The organism is Marinobacter azerbaijanicus, assembly GCF_030250645.1.
GTDB classification, from domain to species: Bacteria; Pseudomonadota; Gammaproteobacteria; order Pseudomonadales; family Oleiphilaceae; genus Marinobacter; species Marinobacter azerbaijanicus.
Genome location: NZ_JASSVS010000012.1, coordinates 22,837 through 44,315 on the forward strand (window position 1 = coordinate 22,837; position 21,479 = coordinate 44,315).

At 54.9% G+C, this 21,479-nt stretch carries 20 protein-coding genes and 2 pseudogenes; 18 read left to right on the forward strand and 4 right to left on the reverse strand.

The features are described 5' to 3' along the window. Positions 1–10: 10 nt before the first annotated feature. The 3 genes from QPM17_RS18690 to QPM17_RS18700 all read right to left on the reverse strand — a co-directional run bounded on the left by QPM17_RS18690 (position 11) and on the right by QPM17_RS18700 (position 3,125). On the reverse strand, positions 11–991 hold the full coding sequence (locus QPM17_RS18690) for a lipid A deacylase LpxR family protein (RefSeq protein WP_285392758.1): 981 nt from the start codon (positions 989–991) through the stop codon (positions 11–13). Positions 992–1,095: 104 nt separating this feature from the next. Then, positions 1,096–2,505: a TolC family outer membrane protein gene (locus QPM17_RS18695; RefSeq protein ID WP_285392760.1), complete on the reverse strand. Its 1,410-nt coding sequence runs from the start codon at positions 2,503–2,505 to the stop codon at positions 1,096–1,098. After that, entirely contained in the window at positions 2,502–3,125 is a 624-nt protein-coding gene (locus tag QPM17_RS18700; protein ID WP_285392761.1) for a TetR family transcriptional regulator, read from the reverse strand. The genes QPM17_RS18695 and QPM17_RS18700 overlap by 4 nt, the downstream gene beginning before the upstream one ends. 156 nt (positions 3,126–3,281) lie before the next feature. On the opposite strand from QPM17_RS18700, the gene QPM17_RS18705 reads away from it, so the two are divergent. The 6 genes and pseudogenes from QPM17_RS18705 (at position 3,282) to QPM17_RS18730 (ending at position 9,217) form a co-directional block, all read left to right on the forward strand. Next, complete coding sequence (locus QPM17_RS18705) at positions 3,282–4,451, forward strand: efflux RND transporter periplasmic adaptor subunit (RefSeq protein ID WP_285392763.1); 1,170 nt, start codon at positions 3,282–3,284, stop codon at positions 4,449–4,451. Next, a complete protein-coding gene (locus tag QPM17_RS18710; protein WP_285392764.1) occupies positions 4,451–7,567 on the forward strand; it encodes an efflux RND transporter permease subunit in 3,117 nt (1,038 codons plus the stop codon). Before QPM17_RS18705 ends, QPM17_RS18710 begins: the two co-directional genes overlap by 1 nt. 57 nt (positions 7,568–7,624) lie before the next feature. Beyond that, a pseudogene (locus QPM17_RS18715) lies at positions 7,625–7,912 on the forward strand (MarR family winged helix-turn-helix transcriptional regulator); the annotation flags it as partial. A 3-nt stretch (positions 7,913–7,915) separates the two neighbouring features. Continuing rightward, entirely contained in the window at positions 7,916–8,755 is an 840-nt protein-coding gene (locus QPM17_RS18720) for a universal stress protein (RefSeq protein WP_285392766.1), read from the forward strand. 119 nt (positions 8,756–8,874) lie between these two features. Continuing rightward, on the forward strand, positions 8,875–8,961 hold the full coding sequence (locus QPM17_RS18725; protein ID WP_285392975.1) for a hypothetical protein: 87 nt from the start codon (positions 8,875–8,877) through the stop codon (positions 8,959–8,961). Continuing rightward, complete coding sequence (locus tag QPM17_RS18730) at positions 8,930–9,217, forward strand: HigA family addiction module antitoxin (protein ID WP_285392768.1); 288 nt, start codon at positions 8,930–8,932, stop codon at positions 9,215–9,217. The genes QPM17_RS18725 and QPM17_RS18730 overlap by 32 nt, the downstream gene beginning before the upstream one ends. A gap of 30 nt (positions 9,218–9,247) precedes the next feature. Here QPM17_RS18730 and QPM17_RS18735 read toward each other — a convergent pair whose 3' ends face one another. After that, positions 9,248–9,727: a group II intron maturase-specific domain-containing protein gene (locus QPM17_RS18735; RefSeq protein WP_285392770.1), complete on the reverse strand. Its 480-nt coding sequence runs from the start codon at positions 9,725–9,727 to the stop codon at positions 9,248–9,250. A 112-nt stretch (positions 9,728–9,839) separates the two neighbouring features. On the opposite strand from QPM17_RS18735, the pseudogene QPM17_RS18740 reads away from it, so the two are divergent. The 12 genes and pseudogenes from QPM17_RS18740 to QPM17_RS18795 form a co-directional block, all read left to right on the forward strand. Next, positions 9,840–10,363: pseudogene (locus QPM17_RS18740) on the forward strand (NapC/NirT family cytochrome c); the annotation flags it as partial. A 295-nt stretch (positions 10,364–10,658) separates the two neighbouring features. Then, positions 10,659–12,119, forward strand: a complete 1,461-nt coding sequence (locus QPM17_RS18745; protein WP_285392772.1) for a 2-hydroxymuconic semialdehyde dehydrogenase — start codon at positions 10,659–10,661, stop codon at positions 12,117–12,119. A gap of 17 nt (positions 12,120–12,136) precedes the next feature. Continuing rightward, complete coding sequence (gene dmpE / locus QPM17_RS18750; protein WP_150994206.1) at positions 12,137–12,922, forward strand: 2-oxopent-4-enoate hydratase; 786 nt, start codon at positions 12,137–12,139, stop codon at positions 12,920–12,922. Positions 12,923–12,945: 23 nt separating this feature from the next. After that, positions 12,946–13,881, forward strand: a complete 936-nt coding sequence (locus QPM17_RS18755; protein WP_285392776.1) for an acetaldehyde dehydrogenase (acetylating) — start codon at positions 12,946–12,948, stop codon at positions 13,879–13,881. A gap of 13 nt (positions 13,882–13,894) precedes the next feature. Beyond that, entirely contained in the window at positions 13,895–14,938 is a 1,044-nt protein-coding gene (dmpG, locus tag QPM17_RS18760) for a 4-hydroxy-2-oxovalerate aldolase (protein ID WP_285392777.1), read from the forward strand. Continuing rightward, complete coding sequence (gene dmpH, locus QPM17_RS18765) at positions 14,935–15,723, forward strand: 2-oxo-3-hexenedioate decarboxylase (RefSeq protein ID WP_285359571.1); 789 nt, start codon at positions 14,935–14,937, stop codon at positions 15,721–15,723. The genes dmpG and dmpH overlap by 4 nt, the downstream gene beginning before the upstream one ends. 37 nt (positions 15,724–15,760) lie before the next feature. Continuing rightward, positions 15,761–15,958, forward strand: a complete 198-nt coding sequence (locus tag QPM17_RS18770; protein WP_227663836.1) for a 2-hydroxymuconate tautomerase — start codon at positions 15,761–15,763, stop codon at positions 15,956–15,958. Continuing rightward, on the forward strand, positions 15,958–16,791 hold the full coding sequence (locus QPM17_RS18775) for an alpha/beta fold hydrolase (RefSeq protein WP_285392780.1): 834 nt from the start codon (positions 15,958–15,960) through the stop codon (positions 16,789–16,791). The genes QPM17_RS18770 and QPM17_RS18775 overlap by 1 nt, the downstream gene beginning before the upstream one ends. Beyond that, a complete protein-coding gene (locus QPM17_RS18780; RefSeq protein WP_285392782.1) occupies positions 16,791–18,131 on the forward strand; it encodes an aromatic ring-hydroxylating oxygenase subunit alpha in 1,341 nt (446 codons plus the stop codon). The genes QPM17_RS18775 and QPM17_RS18780 overlap by 1 nt, the downstream gene beginning before the upstream one ends. A gap of 36 nt (positions 18,132–18,167) precedes the next feature. Continuing rightward, positions 18,168–18,698, forward strand: coding sequence for an aromatic-ring-hydroxylating dioxygenase subunit beta (locus QPM17_RS18785; protein ID WP_285392783.1), 531 nt, complete (start codon positions 18,168–18,170; stop codon positions 18,696–18,698). Positions 18,699–18,825: 127 nt separating this feature from the next. Further along, the gene (locus QPM17_RS18790) at positions 18,826–19,872 is read left to right on the forward strand and encodes a TAXI family TRAP transporter solute-binding subunit (protein ID WP_285392785.1); all 1,047 of its coding nucleotides are present in this window, start codon (positions 18,826–18,828) and stop codon (positions 19,870–19,872) included. Between the two features lie 193 nt (positions 19,873–20,065). Then, positions 20,066–21,406, forward strand: a complete 1,341-nt coding sequence (locus QPM17_RS18795; protein ID WP_285392787.1) for an OprO/OprP family phosphate-selective porin — start codon at positions 20,066–20,068, stop codon at positions 21,404–21,406. The last annotated feature ends 73 nt before the right edge of the window (positions 21,407–21,479 follow it).

The window sequence follows — 21,479 nt, forward strand, 5'->3', positions numbered from 1 at the left end:
GTCTCGGCACTCAGAAGCGATACGCAGCCGACACAGTCCCAAAAGAAAGTGCATCTTTATCCCTTTCATCCTGACTGGTCGTCGCTCTGAGTGTTAGGGCAATCTGGATTCCAGGCGAATGCCAGCCAACGCCCACGCCACCCAGACCAACAACAGAACGCTGGTCATAATCGTAGCGCCCTGACTGCTCCTCCAGATAGGAATAGGGTATGAATTCCATACCCAAACCAATGAACACGGACCAACCCGAGCCGGGGGCATTCAGTGAGCCCGGCAGGGCAATGGTTGAAGAGGCTCCTGCATAATCCGGGATAATATTGGCGGGCAAGTTGGTGCCGATTCGCCAAGACATACCCAACTCACCACTGCTGACGAAATTCGACAGCCTGCCACCGGTTACCCAGGCAACCTCCTGGTGCATCCGACTGCCGATATTTTCGCGAAACAACCGCCGAGCATGAAAGGCGTGCACTTCGCCAATGACATCGGTGCCCAGCTGGTTATCCCAGCCATTCGGATTGGTGCTGCCGGTCAGTTTGTGGACCCATTTCTGCGTTACTTCGGCGCCGGAATTCGGTCCAACGACGCCCAGACCGATGCCATAGCCGGTCAGGGATGCTGAACTCCAGGTCCAGAGAGTGATTGAGCCAGAGAGGTAGCCGACGTAAGGCAAGTCTTCATAAATCGGCCCAGATGCTTGTATGTTCTCTGGGGTGACCATCAGTTGGCTCAAGCTGAAGGTCAAGGCATGAGCGTTGCCCGTGCGACCAATAACGGGCAACCAATCCATCGCGTTCCTGGCGCTTCTGGCCAGACACACCTCGCAGTTGTTGTTCTCTGCCGACGCACTCAGATAGGACAATCGACCGCCATTGGTATAGCCCTTATCCGAGCCGGTCAGAAGGTCGTTGTCCCAGGAAATGCTAAAGGCCCCGGAACTGGCTCCGGCAAAACCGGGAACAAATGCAATCAACAATATGATCAATCTCAAGAGAGCTTTATCCCGTTAAAAGCGATAGTTCATCAATAATCCGCCGAAGCCCCCAGGGCCATCGCTGTGGGTGCGTATTTTTTCTTAACATAAAGTTAGCGTCTTCAGTTTCGGGTTGGATCGTCGATGGTTTCATCGTCCTCGGCCAGAGCTTCGATGCCTGGCGCTGATGCACTGAGCCAGCGGTTCAGATTCATCAAATCCTGTGGGCTGAGGGTGCCGGCGGACTGTTTCAGGTTAAGAGTGTTGAGTACGTAGTCGTAGCGGGCATTGGCATAGTTTTGCAGGGCTTCGTAATAGTCCCGCTCGGCATCCAGCACTTCGACGATGTTGCGAGTACCGACTTCGTACCCCGCGCGGGTAGCATCCAGTGCACTGCGGCGTGAGATGATGGTCTGTTCAAGTGCCGAAGCGGATTCGATATTGGTATTGACCTGACGAAACAGACTGCGGGTGTTGACCCGCACGTCCCGACGCACGGTATTCAAGGCCTGATCGGCCACCGTGACCAGTGATCGCTGTTGCCGCACTCCTGCTTGTGTTCCGCCGCCGAGGTACAACGGCACGTTCAGGGTCAGACGGATCACGCCCTCAGTGGTCGTTCCATTGCCGGAACGGGTGGCGCCGCCGCTGCCGGCGGTGGAACCCGTGCCGCCGGGCCCGAGGCCATTGATGTCTGTTTCACCGTAAGAGGCGTTCAGGTCCAGCGTCGGGTAATGCCCCGCCTTGCGGCTTTCAAGGGTGGACTTGCTGGTATCGAGTTCAAGCAGGGCGGTCTGGATTTCCCAATTCTGTCCCAACGCGATCTTCTCCCACTCTGTGGGATTCGCGGGCGCGGGTCTGGCCAGAGGGAATTCCTGGCGCAGGTTGTCCAGTTGTTCGGTGTATTCTCCAGTCAAGCGGGCAAGATCTTCCCGGGCGATGTCCAAGTCACTTTCGGCGGCAATACGCCGGCTTTTGGAATCATCGTAGCTGGCACGGGCCTCATACACTTCGGTAATGGCGATCAGGCCGACATCGAAACGCTCCTGTGCTTGCTCGTACTGTCTGCCTATAGCTGTCTCGGTGGCCTGTGCAGTGGTCAACGCATCGGCTGCCCGCAACACATTGAAGTAACCTTCGGCAACGTCGAGGATCAACTGCTGCTGTGCCAGGTTGTACCGGGCTCGGGCGGCCTCGCTCCGAATCTGGCTGGTTTCAAAATCAAACCAGGCGTCAGCGCGGAACATCGGCTGAGTGAGTTCAACGCCGTAGCTGAAAGTTTTGTAAGAGTCTCCGCTGGCGTTGTCCGGATCGATATCTGTGTGCCTGGCATCACCAAACGCATTGAGTCGGGGCAAAAGGTTGGCGCGGCTAACATCAATACCGGCCTGCTCTGCCTGCAGGGTGGCTCGGGACTCGGCGATGCCGGAATCGTAGGTAAGCGCTTTCTCATAGGTTTCGACCAGGTTCATGGCCGGCACGTGCTGGGCTGCAAGTGCCGCCATCAGACCTGGCAACAGACGTTTGTTCATGGGTTTTCCTTGTTTGTTTGGAATGGCTCGTTTTCAGGGCAGAGGCCACGGAACACTGTATCGACCAGGCATTCCGCTTCGGCGCTCAGGTCGTAGGCGTCAGGATTCCTGAGCCAATCAACGTAGATGCCCAGCATTTGGGTATGCAGCGAACGGGCGGCCTGACTGGCGGTCAGTGATGAATGGGGTGGGTGATTGCTGAAAAACCGCGTCAGTGTATCAATAGATTCCTGCGTCATTTCATCCTGCAGCCTCAGACCGTGTTCGGATTCCGTGTGGTGAAATAGGATCTTGTAGACACGGAAGTGGCGTTGATCCTTAACGAGGGTCTGAAGCGCATACACACACAGGTTTCTGAGTGTCCGAAGGTCACCAGTGCGCTCGTCAGCGGCGTTTTCAGTCATCTCTGCCATCGGCAGTCGAACACGCTCGAGCATGGCCTTGAAAACATCCGATTTGTTCTGGAAGTGCCAGTAAACTGCGCCACGGGTGACCTGGGCGGTGCGGGCGATTTCCTCCAGTGAGGCCCGGGCCACGCCCTTGTTGAGAAAGACCTGCTCTGCTGCGTCCAGCAAAGCCTGATAGGTGACTTCAGCTTCCGCCTTGGTTTTTCTGGCCATGGTGAATATCCGTCATTCTGAGTGTAGGCCCCACCGCTAAAGTGCATACGGGTCCGTTTGTCTTGGGCGCCATCATGCCAAAGTTTTTTGCATACATCCATGAATGTAGGTATTGTCCCATCAATTCGACCACTTTTACCCAAGGAGAACTCCGTCATGCCGTCGCATGCTGCCCTGCTGTATTCCTTCAAACCACTACGTCGAACATTATTGCTATCGGTGCTTGTGGCCGGTCTGGCCGCCTGCAGCGGTGACAATAATCAAAACGCTGGGGAGGGTAGTGGCAGGCCAGCCCCGGAGGTCATCGTGGAAACGGCTGAAACAACCGACGTGACAGTGCGCCAGGACTATGCCGGTCGGGCTCGCGGGGCTCGGGAAGTAGAAGTTCGCGCCCGGATTCAGGGCATCCTCGAGGAACGCCTGTATCGCGAAGGCCAGATTGTCAGTGAGGGTGACTCTCTGTTCCGCATTGACCCAAAGCCTTCGGAAGCCGCCCTGCAGGGAGCAAAGGCTCAACGCCAGGTGGCTGAAGCGGATCTCCGCCAGGCTGAGCGGGAATGGAATCGCATATCCTCATTGTACGAGCGTAATGCGGTCAGTGAACGGGATCGAGACTCCGCCCGTTCCGCCCTGGAACTGGCCCAGGCCAATCTGGCTGTTGCCGAGGCCGGCGTTACGGTAGCTGAACTGAATTTGGGCTATACCGACGTCAGGGCTCCGGTCAATGGTGTGACCAGTCTCGAAGACCTGCCCGAAGGGAGCCTGATTGACCAGGGCACGCTGCTGACCACCATCGTGCAACAGAATCCGGTGCATGTTCGGTTTGCGCTGCCGGAGAACGATGCCGCCATACAGCGTGCCGCTCGCGAGGCAATGACGGATTCGGCCAGCGCTAAAGACATAGACGCCACGCTGATCATGACGAACGGGAAGGCGTATGATCGCACCGGCAAGGTGGATTTTACTGCCTCCACCCTGGACCCTCGCACGGGTACCGTGTCCGCCCGGGCTGTTTTCCCCAACCCCGACAACCAGATTATCCCCGGGCAGTTTGTGCGCGTAAGAGTGCAGCTCCGGAGCCTTGAAGGTGTTGTTACCGTACCGGAAAAAGCGGTGACCGAGGGCGCGGACGGGGCGCAGGTTTTCGTGGTTGATGATGACAGCATTGCCCGTGCACGCCCGGTGAGTCTCGGTCCGGTTGTGGATGGGCGTCAGGTCATACTGGACAGCCTGAAAGCGGACGAAGCCTTCATTACCAGCGGTCTTGTGAATCTCAGGGATGGCGCTGAAGTAAACGTCAGGGATGAGAGCGAGGAGGCTGAGTAATGCTGCGCACCTTCATTGACCGTCCGATATTCGCATCCGTTATTTCTATCATCATTGTCATCGCTGGGGCCATCTCACTCCTGGGGTTACCCGTTGAGCAGTACCCGAATGTGGTGCCACCCCAGGTTGTCGTTGAGGGCCGTTACCAGGGTGCCAGCGCCGACGTCATCTCTGAGAGTGTTGTGGCACCACTGGAGCAGGAAATTAACGGTGTGGATCAGATGATCTACATGGAATCGAACAGCACCGACTCGGGAAGTTTTCGCGTTACGGTCTCGTTTGAAATCGGCACCGACCCGGACCAGGCCACCATCAACGTCAACAACCGGGTGCAGCAGGCTCTGGCAAGTCTACCTCAAACCGTGCGGGACCAGGGGCTGACTGTAGAGGCCAGGTCCACATCGATCCTTCAGGTCCTGACGTTGTCGTCCCCGGACAAAAGCATGGACGTGGTAGAAATTTCCAACTATGCCCTGCTGAATGTGCTGGACGAACTGGTGCGCCTGCCGGGGATTGGCAACGCCTCCCTGTTCGGCGCCCAGGATTACTCCATGCGAGTCTGGTTGCGCCCGGACAAACTGGCCCAGTATGAGCTGACACCGGCGGATGTAGCCGCCTCTTTGCGGGCCCAGAACGCTCAGTTTGCGGCAGGCCGCATCGGCGCCGAACCGGCACCGCAAGGCCAGGCCTTTACATTCAGTGTGTCGGTGCCGGGGCGCCTGACCAGCCCCGAAGAATTCGGCGAAGTTATCCTGCGAAGCGATGAAGAGGGCGCATCACTGAGGTTGAAAGATGTCGCCCGGATAGAGCTGGGAGCCCAGAACTATGATTTCGAGGCCGTGTATAACGGCGACGATACGGTTCCCATGGGGGTCTATCTGCAGCCGGGAGCCAACGCTCTGGATGCCGCCGATGCCGTGCGCGAAGCCATGAAAGATATCAGTGAGCGCTTCCCGGAGGGGTTGGAATACGATATCCCCTACGACACCACCCGCTTTATCGATATCTCGATTCAAGAGGTCATCAGCACCTTCATCATTGCCATACTGCTGGTTGTGGTGGTCACCTTCCTGTTCCTGCAACACTTGCGGGCCACCCTGATACCGCTGGTAGCCATCCCGGTGTCTCTGATTGGCACCTTTGCAGGTATGCAGGCCCTGGGATTCTCCGTCAACCTGTTGACCTTGTTCGGGTTGATACTGGCCATCGGTGTCGTGGTGGATAACGCCATCATTATTATGGAGAACGCCGAACGGTTGATGAAAGAGGAGGGGCTGTCTGCCTACAATGCCGCTGTGGTGACCATTCAGCAGGTTTCCGGGGCAGTGATTTCATCCACGCTCGTTCTGGTTGCCGTCTTCGCACCGGTTGCCTTTCTGGGCGGACTGAGTGGCGAGCTGTATAGGCAGTTTGCAATCACCATCGCCGTGTCGGTGGTCATTTCGGGTGTTGTGGCCCTTACTCTGACGCCAGCCATGTGCGCACTTTTGCTGGGTGGGCAGCCTGACAAACAATGGGCGCCGTTTCGTTGGTTCGACGCCGGCTTTGACCGGATAACCAACGGGTTCTGTGCGGTGGTTGACTGGCTGCTACGCCATGCCCTGGTGGGTGTTCTGTTATTTGCGGCCATGATTGGCGGCGTTGTGCTTTTGATTGACCGGATGCCCACAGGCCTGGTGCCCCAGGAAGATCAGGGCTTCGTGCTTACCGCTTATTCGCTGCCTCCAGTGTCGTCCCTGAGCCGCACGTCGGATTTTCGCGACGATCTGGTTGGCCGCATGATGGACCTGCCCGAAGTTCAGGATGTGGTGGCGTTTTCCGGCTTCGACATTATATCCAGTGCATTACGTACCAACAGCGGTGTTGCTTTTGTAACCCTCGAAGATTGGGCAGAGCGCACCGGTGAGGGCCAGGATGCCGCCAGTGTGGCCGGCAAGATCATGGGCCTTGGTGGCAAACTGCCTGAGGGAGCGGCCTTCGCTTTCACACCGCCGCCAATCCAGGGACTTTCGACAACCGGTGGCGTTGAAGGCTATATCCAGGCGAGGGGTGGCAGAACACCTGACGAGATCAAGGCCATTGCCGATGAGTTCACCCGCAAAGCAAACGAACGGCCTGAGCTGCAGAACGTAAGAGTGACGCTGGCCACCGGCATCCCCAAGTATCGCGCGGATGTTGACCGGGAGAAGGCTTTAGCCGCGGGGGTGCCCGTTGACCAGATCTTCACCACCATGCAGAGCACCTTTGGTGGACTCTATGTAAACGACTTCACGCTGCAGGGTCGAAACTGGCAGGTAACGCTGCAGTCGGAGGGTGAGTTTCGCAGCCATCCGGACGATCTGCGCAAGGTGTTTGTTCGGTCCGACTACGGCGAGATGATTCCCGTCAGCTCCCTGGTAGACCTTGAACGCACCAGCGGCCCGGATATTCTCAATCGCTTTAACCTCTACCCGGCTGCGAAGCTGTTAGCGGACCCGGGGCCGGGCTTTACCACGGGTGACGCACTGACGGCGTTGCAGGAAGTGGGTGCAGAAGTGTTTGACCGCAACACCCTGCTCGGCTGGACCGGTGAAGCGTTCCAACTTGAGGATTCCGCAGACTCCGGTGTGCTGGCGTTCGGTATGGGCCTGTTACTGGTACTCCTCATTCTTGCAGCACAGTATGAGCGGTGGGGTTTACCGGTAGCGGTTGCTACGGCCGTTCCGTTTGGGGTTTTTGGTGCGATCCTGGCAGCCATGCTGCGGGGCTTCCCCAACGACATCTATTTCCAGGTTGGCTTGCTGGTGCTGATCGGGCTGGCAGCGAAGAATGCCATTCTGATTGTGGAATTTGCCGCTCAGAATCGTAAAACCGGTATGTCGGCAGCAGAAGCCGCCAGTGCAGCAGCCAGACAGCGGTTCCGCGCCATTATGATGACCGCCTTGACCTTCATCATTGGCTCCCTGCCGCTGGCCGTCAGCACCGGAGCCGGTGCTGCTAGCCGACAGGAGATTGGTACCGTGGTGGTTGGGGGTATGATCGCCGCCAGCACACTTGCGCTGTTCTTTGTGCCTTTGTTCTACAAATTAATTGAGGATCTGGGGGACTGGCGGAAAGGTTTAAAAAGTGGCGGTTAGGAACTATTGAGCAAAAGGAAATCGCCTGTACCGCCCCACCTTGGATCACGGTGGGGCGGAGTGACCCAGCGGGAGTTAGCCCACTTGATGACCATCGAGAATCCGACATTGGTCCGCCTGCTTGACAGCCTTGAGGAGCAGGGTCTGATTGAACGCCGGCATAGTGAGCGTGATCGGCGCGCCAGGCTGCTGTATCTTACCAATGCCGGTGAGCGCTTTATGAGCGATCTGAATGAGCGGGCGAATGTCTTGCAGGAGGAGATGCTGAAAGGCATTGAAAATACCGACCTGGAAGTCGCCCTGCGTGTTTTTGAGCAGGTTATGGAAAACGCGACCAGGAGGTGAAGCATGCTACCTAAGGATATCGTTGTCTTTCTTGAGGAGGCCCGACCCTATGACCGACGACTGGCGATCGCCGCTGACATCGCCGCGGGCTGGAATGCCTGTCTGATAGCGGTGTTTGTGGCAACGCCACTGAGAGCGATGCCTCATGCGCACTCTGTGGCCGGCCCTGCCATGCGCGCCTTGCTCGAACAGCATCGCGTGCGTGTTCGGGACGCAGAGGCTCAGGTCAGGGAGCGCTTTGAGACAATGGTTCGCGCAAGGGGCATTAGCGCAGAGTGGCGCTTGTCCGAGAGCGAGTTAGCGGAGGAATTAATGCTACACGCGCGCTATGCAGGGCTGGCGTTGGTCCCTCCCTTCGAAAGCTCCCCCGAACCTTCCATGACGGTCAGGATGGCCGAGCATGTTATCTTCGGCTCGGGACGCCCGACTATACTCATTCCGGACGAATGGGCGGCCGGACGGATTGGACGACGTGTCGTTGTCGGCTGGAACGCTAGCCGGGAGGCAACACGAGCGGTCGGCGATGCGTTACCCTTTCTGGCCCAGGCCGAAGCAGTGAAGGTGGTTTGTGTCTGCGATGAACCGGATGGCGAGCTGGAGTGTAGAGAGGATTTCGGCGCGGACCTGTGTCGCCACCTCGCGCGTTATGGCGTACAGGTAACACTGGAACAAGTCGACGGTGGTAAGGTCGGCCCAGTGTTACTCGAACAGGCGCGGGCGTTCAATGCCGACATGCTGGTGATGGGCGCCTATGGCCATACGCGGCTCACCCGACTGGTGCTGGGTAGCGCTACTCGAACAGTACTCTGTCAAGCGTCAATCCCTGTGCTGGTGTCGCGTTGACCATAAACGAGCGCGCTGGCGGGCTATTGACGGAGCCCTTCGGACGCTCTCTGCCGCCGAGACGTTGAACTGGTCTTCGTTTGCACGAACTCACTGGCAATCGAACCGGAATCTGGTCAGTGACAGTCAGTGGTCACTGGCGAGTGACCTTCCGGTTCGAAGACGGAGCCGCCAATGTTAATGCACAACCCTCCGCACCCGGGTGAAGTATTGCGAGAGCTTTGTCTTGAGCCTCTTGGTCTCTCTGTCACCGCAGCATCAAAGGCATTGGGCGTTAGCCGCAAAACGTTGAGTGCCGTGTTGAATGGCAAGGCCGGTATAAGTCCCGAAATGGCAATCCGTCTCTCTATTGCTTCCGATACTTCGGCAGAAAGCTGGCTGAATCAGCAGTCTCAATATGAACTCTGGCACGCCGAACAACATCGCAAAGAACTTAACGTGAAGAGGCTTGTTGCGGCCTGAAGCAGCACATAATCGGGTAGCCGGGGGTATCTAACCCCCAGCCCCCACAACACCCTGCACCGATGCGTCGGACCGACGGCTCCGCACAGAGCGTTTCACCGGGAATGGTGAAGCCTTGATCCATCCATCACGCAGTGATGCCAGGCCTTCAGCTTTCAGGTAGTCATTCGACAGAGCCTGCTGAATACCCGGCGTCTTGGAGCTGCGCCAAGGACCTTTGCTGGTGATGCCACACGCCAAAGCGGCCTGCACATGAACACCCAACTTCATCAGGTTCCTGACTTTGGTGCGCGGCTTGCGCCACTGTCGCAAATAGGCCATCCGGACGCGACGGCGAATCCAGTGATCCAGATCGCAGCAGCGCTGATAGCCGGTGGCGATACCAACGTAGTTAATCCAGCCACGGAGATACTGGCTGACTTTGAAGAGCTGGTAGTGAGCCTGACTGGTAATTAACCGATCGCTCGTTGAGAAGATCCCGATACGTCGGACCGCCCCAGATAAGGACATGCACTGTCACCGCACTGCTGCATCATTTACGGTGGCGGTTAGATCACGTGGCTTCGTCGTCTGTTCGGCGACAATTAGGATGACCGGTCGGACAAGATAGTTGGCGCCAGACACGCTGGGGGGATTTCTCGCCGGCATCATATTCTGGGGCGGCTTCAACATCGCCCTGGAGGTCACCAACACGGAGCAGTTCTGTATTGGCTGCCACGAGATGTACAGCAATCCCTATCAGGAACTGAAAGGGACAATCCATTACAGCAACCGCTCAGGGGTTCGCGCAGAATGTTCCGATTGCCACGTGCCCCATGACTGGACCCACAAGATAGGCCGCAAGATGGAGGCGTCCAAGGGGGCTGGCTGTTTGGTTCTATCAATCCTCCGGAGAAGTTCGAGGGCAAGCGCCTTGAACTTGCCCAGCGCGAGTGGCACCGGCTTAAGGCCAATGATTCACTGGAATGCCGCAATTGCCACGAGTTCGAGTCGATGGACTTTACGCTTCAGGACCCACGGGCTGCAAAGGCGCACCCACCAGCATTGACTGATGAGGGCGGCGAAACCTGCATCGACTGCCACAAGGGGATTGCACACGAACTGCCGGACATGGCAGGTGATAAGACGGTAAGCAATTCCACTTAAAACGCTTCGTTGGGGATGGATGCAAACCCATCAATTGTTACGTATTACCCATCGACCCAATGTATTGAGCTGCAGGGTGGCTCCTACTGGGTGCCGCGGAGTTTGGTGCATTTTAATATTCCTCTTGCTGACGACTCTACTATTTTGGTCCCGAAGGGACATTAGTTCGGTTGACAGGATCAAGATCTGCTTATATCATCTTTATAAATAAGATAATGTTTCACCAAATGAGAACAATGCTTTAGAAAACTGAAACTGGGTCACCTGCAAGCACCAGTTAGTTAGGGAGTCTACAATGCGGGAAATAAAAAACTTCATTAATGGTCAATTTGTTTTGTCAGAAAGCGGGCGTACTTTTGACGATGTCAATCCGGCCAACGGTGAAGTTATAGCAAGAGTGCATGAAGCGGGCCAAGAAGAAGTTGACCAGGCTGTCGCTGCCGCAAATGCCGCTATGAATGGACCCTGGGGTACGATGGCGGTCGCCGAGCGGATGAAACTCTTGCAGAAAGTTGCCGACGGAGTCATGGCTCGTTTCGACGAATTTGTTGAAGCGGAGTGTCTTGATACCGGTAAGCCCAAATCACTTGCGTCTCATATTGATATTCCCAGGGGTGCTGCTAATTTCCAGGTTTTTGCGGATCTCGTAAAGAATATTCCTACCGAAAGTTTCCATATGGATACGCCTGACGGGTTGGGTGCTCACAATTACGCGGTGCGCAAACCCCGTGGCGTGATTGCGGTGGTAGCCCCATGGAACCTCCCGCTTCTGCTGATGACGTGGAAAGTCGGCCCTGCACTTGCCTGTGGTAATGCCGTCGTTGTGAAGCCTTCTGAAGAAACGCCTCACACTGCAACACTGCTGGCTGAAGTAATGAACGAGGCGGGCATTCCAGAGGGTGTCTACAACGTTGTTCATGGCTTTGGGCCGGATTCTGCGGGTGAATTTCTGACCCGTCATCCCGGCATTAATGGCATTACGTTCACAGGCGAGTCGAAGACCGGTACAGCGATCATGAAGGCTGCCTCTGAATGCCTCGTGCCTGTCTCCTTTGAACTGGGTGGAAAGAACGCCGCCGTTGTTTTTGCGGATGCGGACATCGACAAGGCGATTGAGGGCACCATGCGTTCCGTCTTCGCTAACTGTGGCCAGGTGTGCCTTGGCACAGAGAGGGTCTACGTCGAGCGCCCACTGTTTGATGAATTCGTCAAGCGGCTCAAGGAGGGGGCGGAATCACTGCGCATGGGGTGGTGGCAGGATGAGAATGTGAACTTTGGTCCGGTGATCAGTCAGGAGCATCGTCAGAAGGTTCTTTCCTACTACGAAGTAGCGCGCAAGGATGGTGCCAATATCGTGACCGGTGGGGGTGTTCCGGAGATGCCTGCGAACCTGAGTGAAGGTGCGTGGGTAGAGCCAACAATCTGGACAGGCCTTGGTGAGGATTCTGCGGTAGTACAGGAGGAAATCTTTGGGCCCTGTTGCCATATCGCACCGTTTGACTCCGAAGAAGAGGTCATCAGCCTCGTAAACGATACCCCTTACGGCCTGGCGGCTGCTGTATGGACGGAAAATCTCAGCCGTGCTCATCGCGTGGCTCCGAAACTGGAGGTGGGACTTTGCTGGGTCAATAGCTGGTTCCTTCGTGACCTCAGGACACCTTTCGGCGGCAGCAAGCAGTCCGGTATCGGCCGAGAGGGTGGTGTCCACGGTTTGGAGTTCTACAGCGAACTCTCAAATATCTGCATCAAACTTTGAGTTCAAAGGCCACTCCCATGAAGCAGGAACAGATTGACCAATATAGCAGGGCATTGTTCAGCGCGTTGAGATCACAGTCAGCGATCGACCCGTTGACGCAGTCAGAACCTGATATGACGATTGAAGATGCCTACGAGATCTCCCTTGGCCTGATGAATCTGAGAATTGCAGAGGGCGAAAAGGTTATCGGGAAAAAAATAGGTGTCACCAGCAAGGCGGTTCAGAACATGCTGAACGTACACCAGCCGGATTTCGGTTATCTGACAGACCAGATGGTGTATGCCAACGGTGAAACACTGCCTGTCAGTACTCAGATGATTGCGCCGAGGGCAGAAGGAGAAATTGCATTTGTCCTGAAGCGGGATCTGGCCGGGCCTGGCATCACGAACGCTGCTGTTATCGCGGCCACCGAATGTGTAATGCCCTGTTTCGAAATCGTCGATTCAAGAATCCGGGACTGGAAAATCGCCATTCAGGATACCGTGGCTGATAACGCATCCTGCGGTTTTTTCGTGTTGGGAGACCGGGCCGTCTCTCCACGCCTGGTGGATCTATCGACTTGCGGCATGGTGGTTGAAAAGAACGGTCAGATTATCAGCACAGGTGCAGGCGCAGCGGCGCTTGGGTCTCCACTTAACTGTGTTGCTTGGCTGGCTAATACGTTGGGGCGTTATGGTATGACGTTAAAGGCCGGCGAGGTAATTCTATCCGGTTCCCTGGTGCCACTGGAGCCAGTAAGCGCCGGCGATTACATGCGCGTCGATATCGGCGGTATAGGCAGTGCCTCGGTGCGCTTCGCCTGATCCGAGTTAAAGAGGACAATACTATGAGCAAGAAAATCAAAGCCGCAATCATCGGTTCGGGCAACATCGGCACCGATCTGATGATCAAGATTCTGCGCAATGGTCAGAATATTGAAATGGGTGCCATGGTAGGCATCGACCCTGAGTCCGATGGTCTGGCCCGTGCAGCCCGCATGGGCGTGGCCACCACCCACGAGGGTGTGGAAGGACTGGTTAAAATGCCGGAGTTCGCCGACATCGACATCGTGTTTGACGCCACATCCGCCAAGGCTCATATGCACAACGAAGTGTTCCTGCGGGGCCATAAGGAGTCGATCAAGATCATCGATATGACTCCCGCTGCAATTGGCCCGTATTGTGTTCCAGTGGTTAACCTGGAGCAGAATCTGCACGAAGGCAATGTCAATATGGTCACCTGCGGCGGCCAGGCCACCATTCCCATGGTCGCTGCGGTGTCACGGGTAGCTAAGGCCCATTACGCTGAGATTGTGGCTTCCATTTCCAGTAAATCGGCAGGCCCTGGAACCCGTGCAAATATTGATGAATTCACCGAGACGACCGCCAAAGCCGTCGAAGTAGTGGGCGGCGCGCAGAAGGGCAAGGCCATTATAATTCTGAACCCGGCCGAACCACCACTATTGATGCGGGACACCATCTACGTTCTCTCGGATGCCGCAGACAAAGCAGAAATTGAGGCCTCTGTGGACGAAATGGTGAAGGCCGTCAACACCTACGTGCCTGGCTATCGCCTGAAGCAGAAAGTCCAGTTTGATGACATTCCGGCTGATCAGCCCATGAACGTCCCGGGACTGGGGCGTTTCAACGGCCTTAAGACCTCCATTTTTCTGGAGGTGGAGGGCGCCGCCCATTACCTGCCGGCCTACGCCGGCAACCTGGACATCATGACCTCCGCAGCTCTCGGTACTGCTGAGCGCATGGCTGAATCTCTGGTCAACTGAGGAGGAATACATAATGACCTTTAATCCTGGCAAAAAACTCTACATCTCCGACGTGACCCTACGGGATGGCAGCCACGCAATTGGCCATCAATATTCCATCAAGAACGTTCAAGACATCGCTCGTGCTCTGGACAAGGCCAACGTGGACTCCATTGAAGTGGCTCACGGTGATGGGCTGCAGGGCTCCAGCTTTAACTACGGTTTTGGCGCCCACACGGACCTGGAGTGGATCGAAGCAGTGGCCGAGGTGACCGAGCACGCAGAAATTGCCACATTACTTTTACCCGGTATTGGCACCGTCGATGACCTGGACGATGCGTATCGGGCCGGAGCAAGAATTGTGCGTGTCGCCACCCACTGCACTGAAGCGGATGTATCTAAGCAGCACATCGAACACGCAAGAAAGCTTGGCATGGACACAGTTGGCTTCCTGATGATGAGTCACATGCAGACGCCCCAAGGCCTGGCGGAGCAGGCAAAGCTTATGGAAAGCTATGGCGCCACCTGTATTTACGTAGTGGACTCGGGCGGCGCCTTGAGCATGCAGGATGTGCGGGATCGATTCCGCGCCCTTAAGGATACGCTTAAGTCGGATACGCTGACCGGTATCCACGCCCATCACAATCTTGCATTGGGTGTTGCAAATTCGATTGTTGCCGTGGAAGAGGGCTGTGATCGGATAGATGCGAGCCTGGCGGGCATGGGGGCGGGTGCTGGAAATGCTCCGCTTGAAGCGTTTATTGCGGCTGCCGACCGTATGGGGTGGGAACATGGAACGGACCTGTTCGTACTCATGGATGCAGCAGACGACATTGTGCGTCCTCTCCAGAAGCGTCCAGTCAGAGTGGATAGAGAGACCTTGGCTTTGGGCTATGCGGGTGTCTATTCCAGTTTCTTGCTCCATTCGGAAATTGCTGCAAAAAAGTATGGGCTCAAAACGGTCGATATACTGGTTGAACTGGGGCGCCGTCGCATGGTCGGTGGACAGGAGGACATGATTGTTGATGTCGCGCTGGATCTTCTCGAAGCAAAGAAAAAAAGTGGAGTATCTGCATGAGCTTGAGTAAAGAACAGATCGCGGCATTGGCTGAACACCTTGAGAACGCTGAGCTCAATGCGTCTGCCGTCAAGAAGATCACCGACGACTACCCGGACATGGACTTCAGGGATGCTTACAACGTCCAGTATGAGATCCGCCGCCGGAAAGAGGCGCGAGGCACCCGAATCATTGGTATGAAAATGGGACTGACTTCCCGGGCCAAGATGGAACAAATGGGTGTTGATACGCCGATCTATGGTTTTCTGGCTGATTACTTTGAACGGGCGGAATCCGGTGAGATTTCTGTCAAGGACCTCATCCATCCGAAGGTGGAAGCCGAGATCGCATTTGTTACAAAAAGTCCGCTCGGTGGCCCCGGCTGTAATGCCGCTCAGGTCATCGCCGCCACAGACTTTATTATGCCGGCAGTGGAAGTGATTGACTCTCGCTACGAAAATTTCCGTTTCGATCTGGTCAGTGTTATTGCCGACAACGCTTCGTCTTCCCGTTTCTTTACCGGGGGGCAAGTACTCGCTCCAATGAGTACTGACATGCGCACGATCGGCGTTGTCCTGGAAAAAAATGGTCAGGTGATGGAGGTGGGCGCCAGTGCAGCCGTTCTGGGTAACCCGGCCACGGCTATCGCCATGCTTGCCAATCAGCTTGCGGAGCGGGATGAAAAAATTCCGGCCGGCAGCATCATACTTTCTGGAGCAATCACGGCGGCCATTCCGGTGGAGGCAGGCGATAACGTGACCTTGCGCGCTCATGGAATGGGTTCTGTATCCATGCGATTCGTGTGAGCTCGAAACTGATCAAAAAGAACTGGGGGAACTAACAATGCCAATGCTACAGGTTTCAATTCTGGAAGGCCGCACACCGGAGCAGAAAGAAGAGCTGATCAAGCGTCTCACCGCGACGATAACAGAAACGCTTTCCGTGAAGCCCGAGTCCGTCCGGGTTCTGATTCAGGAAATGCCAAAAACCAACTGGGGCATTGCCGGTCAGTCAGTTGCCAAACGTGATGGAGGTAAATAATGGCCTCAGATAACCCGGAAATCGGCCTGAAAATCAGCGCCGGCGGCATCGAAACCAACTATCATGACATGGGAAGGAATAATGGTATCCCGTTGCTGTTGCTTCATGGCTCAGGGCCTGGTGTGACGGCTTGGGCTAACTGGCGGTTTAATCTCCCGGTGTTGGCGGAAAGCCGTAGGGTGGTTGCCCCTGATATGGTGGGGTTTGGATACACGGAGAGGCCCGCCGGAGTTGAGTATAACCTGGATACCTGGGTTAAGCATGCAATTGATTTTTTGGATGCCTTGGGAATCGAACGAGCGGATATTGTTGGTAATTCCTATGGCGGTGCTCTGGCACTTGCCATGGCAATTCACCATCCGGACAGGATCAGGCGGCTTGTATTGATGGGAGCTGCCGGTGTCGAATTTGAACTGACGCCGGGACTTGATGCGGTATGGGGCTATACCCCCTCGGTGGAAAATATGCGGGCACTCATCAAAACCTTTGCCTTTAATCAGGAACTGGTGAGTGACGAACTGTCAGAGCTTCGCTATCGCGCGAGTATTCGTCCGGGGTTCCAAGAGGCATTCGCCTCGATGTTTCCCGCGCCTCGGCAACGTTGGGTGGATGCGCTGGCGAGTTCCGAGGAAGACATCCGGGCAATTGATAAGGAAGCCCTGATTATCCACGGACGGGAAGACGTGATCGTTCCCCCCGTCACGTCCAGGAAACTATTTGAGTACATCGAGTATGCACAGCTGCACTTCTTTGGTCGATGCGGCCACTGGACGCAGATCGAGCATGCTGATCGTTTTAACAAACTGGTAACGGATTTTTTGAATGAATCCTGATGGGCCCAGAAAATAAAGAGGTTTCTGTTATGTCTACTACAAAGAGCAACATCATTGGCACTGATCGTGACTATGGGGCGCTGGTAAAAGAGGACCGGGTTCACAGCTCTATCTTCACTGATGAGTCCATCTTCGAAGATGAAATGGAACGCATCTTTCACAAGACCTGGCTTTTTGCTCTCCACGAGAGTGAAGTGCCCAAAAAGGGCGATTTCAAGCTGTTGAAGCTTGGTCGTTTCCCTGTAATTGCTGTGCGCGACGAAAATGAAGAAGTTCAGTTGATGATTAACCGTTGTCGCCACCGCGGTGCCCAGGTATGTGAGGCAACGCAGGGCAATGCAAAAAGCTTTCAATGCTGGTACCACGGCTGGACCTATAACACCAAGGGCGATCTGGTTGGCGTGACTGGTGAAGAAGCCTATGACAAGGCATTCGATGCCAAAGAGCATGGGCTGACCAAAGTCGCACGCGTGGACAACTATAGGGGGTTCATTTTTGCCAGTCACTCCAAGGAAGGTCAGAGCCTGGACGATTATCTGGGCCCTGCCAAAAAATTCATCGATATTCTTGTCGACGCGTCACCAACCAGTGAAATTGAGGTCAAGCCCGGTGTCGTCAGTAAAACCATGTATCGCGGCAACTGGAAGCAGATCGGCATGGACGGGTACCACCCTCATTATGTTCACGTGTCTGTATTTAAAATTTTCAGCAAGCGTGAAAGTACAACAGGCTCGGCTGTTGGTGCTATCCACCTGGAAGACCCGTTTTCAGATAGCTCCCCAAGCCTGACCCGTGGGTTCCCTAACGGCCATGCTGCTCTGGATTTCCGTTTTCAGCGGCTACCCCATGCCAAAGACAATATGGCAGAACTGCAACAGAGCGAGGATGGACGTAAGTACGTTGAAGACATGATTGCGCACCATGGCAAAGAGCACGCCGAAGAATTGATTGCCTGGCATGGCGATCCCCATCTGGGTGTCTTCCCGAATTTGCAACTTATTCACGATCACATTCGCGTGGTGATCCCGGTTTCGGTTTCCGAGACCCAGGTGCTTATGTATCCGGTTTTCCTGAAAGGAGTCGGCCAGGAAATCAACAATAAGCGCTTACGTGCCCACGAAGCGTTCTATGGCCCTGCTTCTAACGGTTCTCCTGACGATGCGGAAATCTTTGAGCGTGTTCAGCGAGGGCTCGAGGGCGACGCCGATCCATGGATCCTGCTGGGGAGAGGTATGAACCGAGAGGAAACCGACTCGGATGGTACTGTGTCGGCTCGGATCAGCGATGAGATCACGCAGAGAGCCCAGATGCAAGAATGGAAGCGGTTGATGGCCGAATAGTGTTTCAGGAAACCAATTTAGATCGGAGATTTATTCATGGCTAAACAAATATTGAAAGCAGCTCCCGACGTTATCAATAAAGGCGTTGTAGGTGTGGAGCAGCAGCTTCGACTGGAACGCTTTCTGACCTACGAAGCGGCGTTGATGGATGAACATGAATACGACCGCTGGATGGACCTGTGGATCGGAGAGGACATTACCTACTGGCTGCCTTGTAACAGTGATGATCAGGATCCGAATGCAGGTGTGGCAATCATCTACGATGACCGGCCCCGGCTTCTGGAACGGATGATGCGGCTTAAGGATAAGGCAGCCCACGCCTATCGCCCCCGGGCCCGCCTCATCAGGACCGTAACGGATGTAGTCCCACTGGCACAGAAAGGAGATGAGCTTGAGGTAATATCCAACTTCAGCCTCGGCGAGATTCGCACGGGAACGGAAAATATCTGGTTTGGTAGATGTCATTATTTTCTGGTGGATACCGAAGAAGGGTTTCGGATTCGCTGGAAGAAAGTTCTGCTTTTGAATAATGACGAGCCGATACCGAATTTGACCTTCCTGGTTTGATCTGGCCTTTCATTTTAGAAAGAGGTCGTAAATTTGACCGTTGATGAGGAAAAGTGCTCTTTAGGGGGCTGGGTAAAAGGACGGGTAGCGTCCGTTAACAAATACAAGAGAAAGCGGAGTAAACAAAATGGTTAAATTCAGGAAAAGAAAATCCTTGATCCATGCTATGGGTAGTGCGTTGTTGGCACTATCGCTGACGGCGGGAGGCTTGGTAAGTGCGGAAGAGCGTCCGAAAATTGACAACTCTCCGGTTAATGTAACAATTGCAGGTTATTCTTCCGGTGGCCAAGTGGCCGTTTTTGGCGAGGGTGTTGTTGATGCCGTGCGCCGGACTTATCCAGGCTCCAGCATCATATACGAGCCAGGAAACCCAGCGGGAGCGCTGGAATACCTGAAAAGCGGGAGGCGTCCTTTCGCTCTGGCAAGTACCGTAGAGCCGAAAATGGCGTACGCAGGTAGTGCGCCGTTCCGGGAAAAATACCCGGCAGGCACAGTAAAGGGTGTCCTTAATGGATCTCCCGGTGTATTTGATTTGATGGTGTACGCGCGTGCTGATTTTCTGGATGAGCATGGCGTTACGAGTTTTCGTGATCTCATCGAGAAAAAAGTTCCGATGCGGGTGTCCATTAATCAGCCTGGCAATCTTTGGGCCCGGGAACATGTTCGTGCTCTATTCTCCTATTTTGGAAAGACCATGGAGGATGTTGAGGAATGGGGCGGTGAGCTGGTTCCACAGCCAACGGGTGCGTCGCATGACCTGATGCGTGACGGCCGTCTTGACGTAATTATTACGGGGGGTGCGACGCCGTCGGGTAGGGTTGTTGAGCTGGGAAGTGTCATGGATCTCGCTTTTGTCCAGCTTTCTGACGAATTGGTCCAGCATGTCGCGGATGAGCTGGGCGCCAGTGTTGGTTCCATCCCGGCTGGCTCCTATGAATTTGTGGATGAGGAACTGGCAACGGTTGCGAGCAGCTTTATGATTGTTGCCGGCCCGGCGGCGACTTATGAGAATGCTTATAAGTTGGCCAAATCCATGTACGAACAGATGGAACATTACCGTTCCTCTCACAGAGCACTGCAAAAGGCGTCTCGTGAACAGCTGCCAAATGTCAGCTATCTCGAGCTGCATCCCGGTGCAAAGGCGTTCTATCAGGAAGTTGGACTAATCGACTGATGTGACGTGTTATCCCGAAGCGAAACCCCGGTCAGGGTGATGGGGGTTCGCTGAAATAAAAATGTTAAAAAAATTTTTGCAATTTTGAATATAAGAGATAGTCTTTCAGTAGATGAGATTGTCGCCAGATGGTCTACTCTAGGTAAGATCTACTCTTATTCGATTTCAACAAGCGCAGAAAGAGGAAGGAAGCATGATGAACAAAAACAAACCCAATCAGTTTCTGGACAGAAATAACCTCCTGGCGATCACAAGTGCTGTCGTGTTCGGTATGGGGTCTCAAGCGGTCGTTGCTCAAAGTATGAGTGACCGTGTGGACATGCTCGAGAAAGAGCTGGAAGCCATTAAAGCTAAGCAAGAAAAGTCCAATGTTGTCACCCAATACAAAGGCAACCGCCTGGGATTCACAAGTGAAGATGGTGATTTTTCGTTCAACCTGAACGGGCGTCTATTTGTCGATACCGCCTGGGCTGATACCGATGATGGACCTGAGCTTGGTCAGGAGTCGTTCATCCGTGCCGCGCGTCTGGCGGCATCGGGAACGCTTTACAGGGACTGGCAATACAAATTCCAATACGACTTCACAAGTAGCGGTGCAGGCGGCATCAAGGATGCGTATATTCAATACCATGGTTTTAAGCCTGGTGGTAATGATTTTGTACTATCTATAGGTAACCAGTTCCAGCCATTTGGTTTGGAAGGTCTTCAAAGTGGAAAGTACAGCACAATGATGGAGCTATCTGGCCCTGCGCAGGCGCTTGGCGCAGGCGCCCGAAGACTCGGTATTCGGGGAGATTTGGTTGGTGACAGTTGGGGTTGGGCCCTGGGTGTTGCTCAGAGGGTGCCCGGCAGCACCTCTCCACAGGATGACGATGATGAGCTGGATTTTTCCACCAAACTCTGGTTCGACCCGGTGCTTGAAAAAGGAAAGCTGGTTCACTTTGGCGCTTCTTTGAGGCAGCACAAAACAAGCAGTGCCAGCAATGGCTTTAGAGTTCGTGCTCGTCCACAGACTCGTGTAGATGGTTTCCGAGCCGTGGATACTGGAGGGGTTGGAGACACCGATGGCTTCGTTGCGGCTAATGTGGAAGCTGCCTTTATCCGCGGGCCGTTGAACATCAACGCGGAATATTACTGGGCTGAGTATGACGAACTCGAAGGTGATGCCGGGGTAAATGCGGGATCTGAGCCATCCTTCACTGGTGCCACCATTGAAGGTCTCTACTACCTGACTGGTGAGTCCCGCCCTTATTCACCCAAGATGGGAGGCGTTTTCGGGCCTGCGCGCCCAAACAATCCGCTGAGCAGGGGCGGTAGCGGAGCATGGGCCATCGCTGCTCGGCTAAACACGCTTGATCTTACCGATAGTGGTATCGAAGGAGGAGAGATGGATGTTGCCGCCATCGGCCTCAACTGGTTTCCGGAGCGACGCATTCGTTTCGTCTTAGAAGCCGGCGTGGCATCCGTGGATGGTGGTCCGAACGATGACTCAGACCCGACCTTCGTTCAGGCTAGAACCCAGCTGGAGTGGTAAGTAGTTAAAGCAGTATAAAGAAGTAATTCCTTCTGAGCCGGCGCCGCAGCATGAGTGCCGGCTCAGAAGTAAT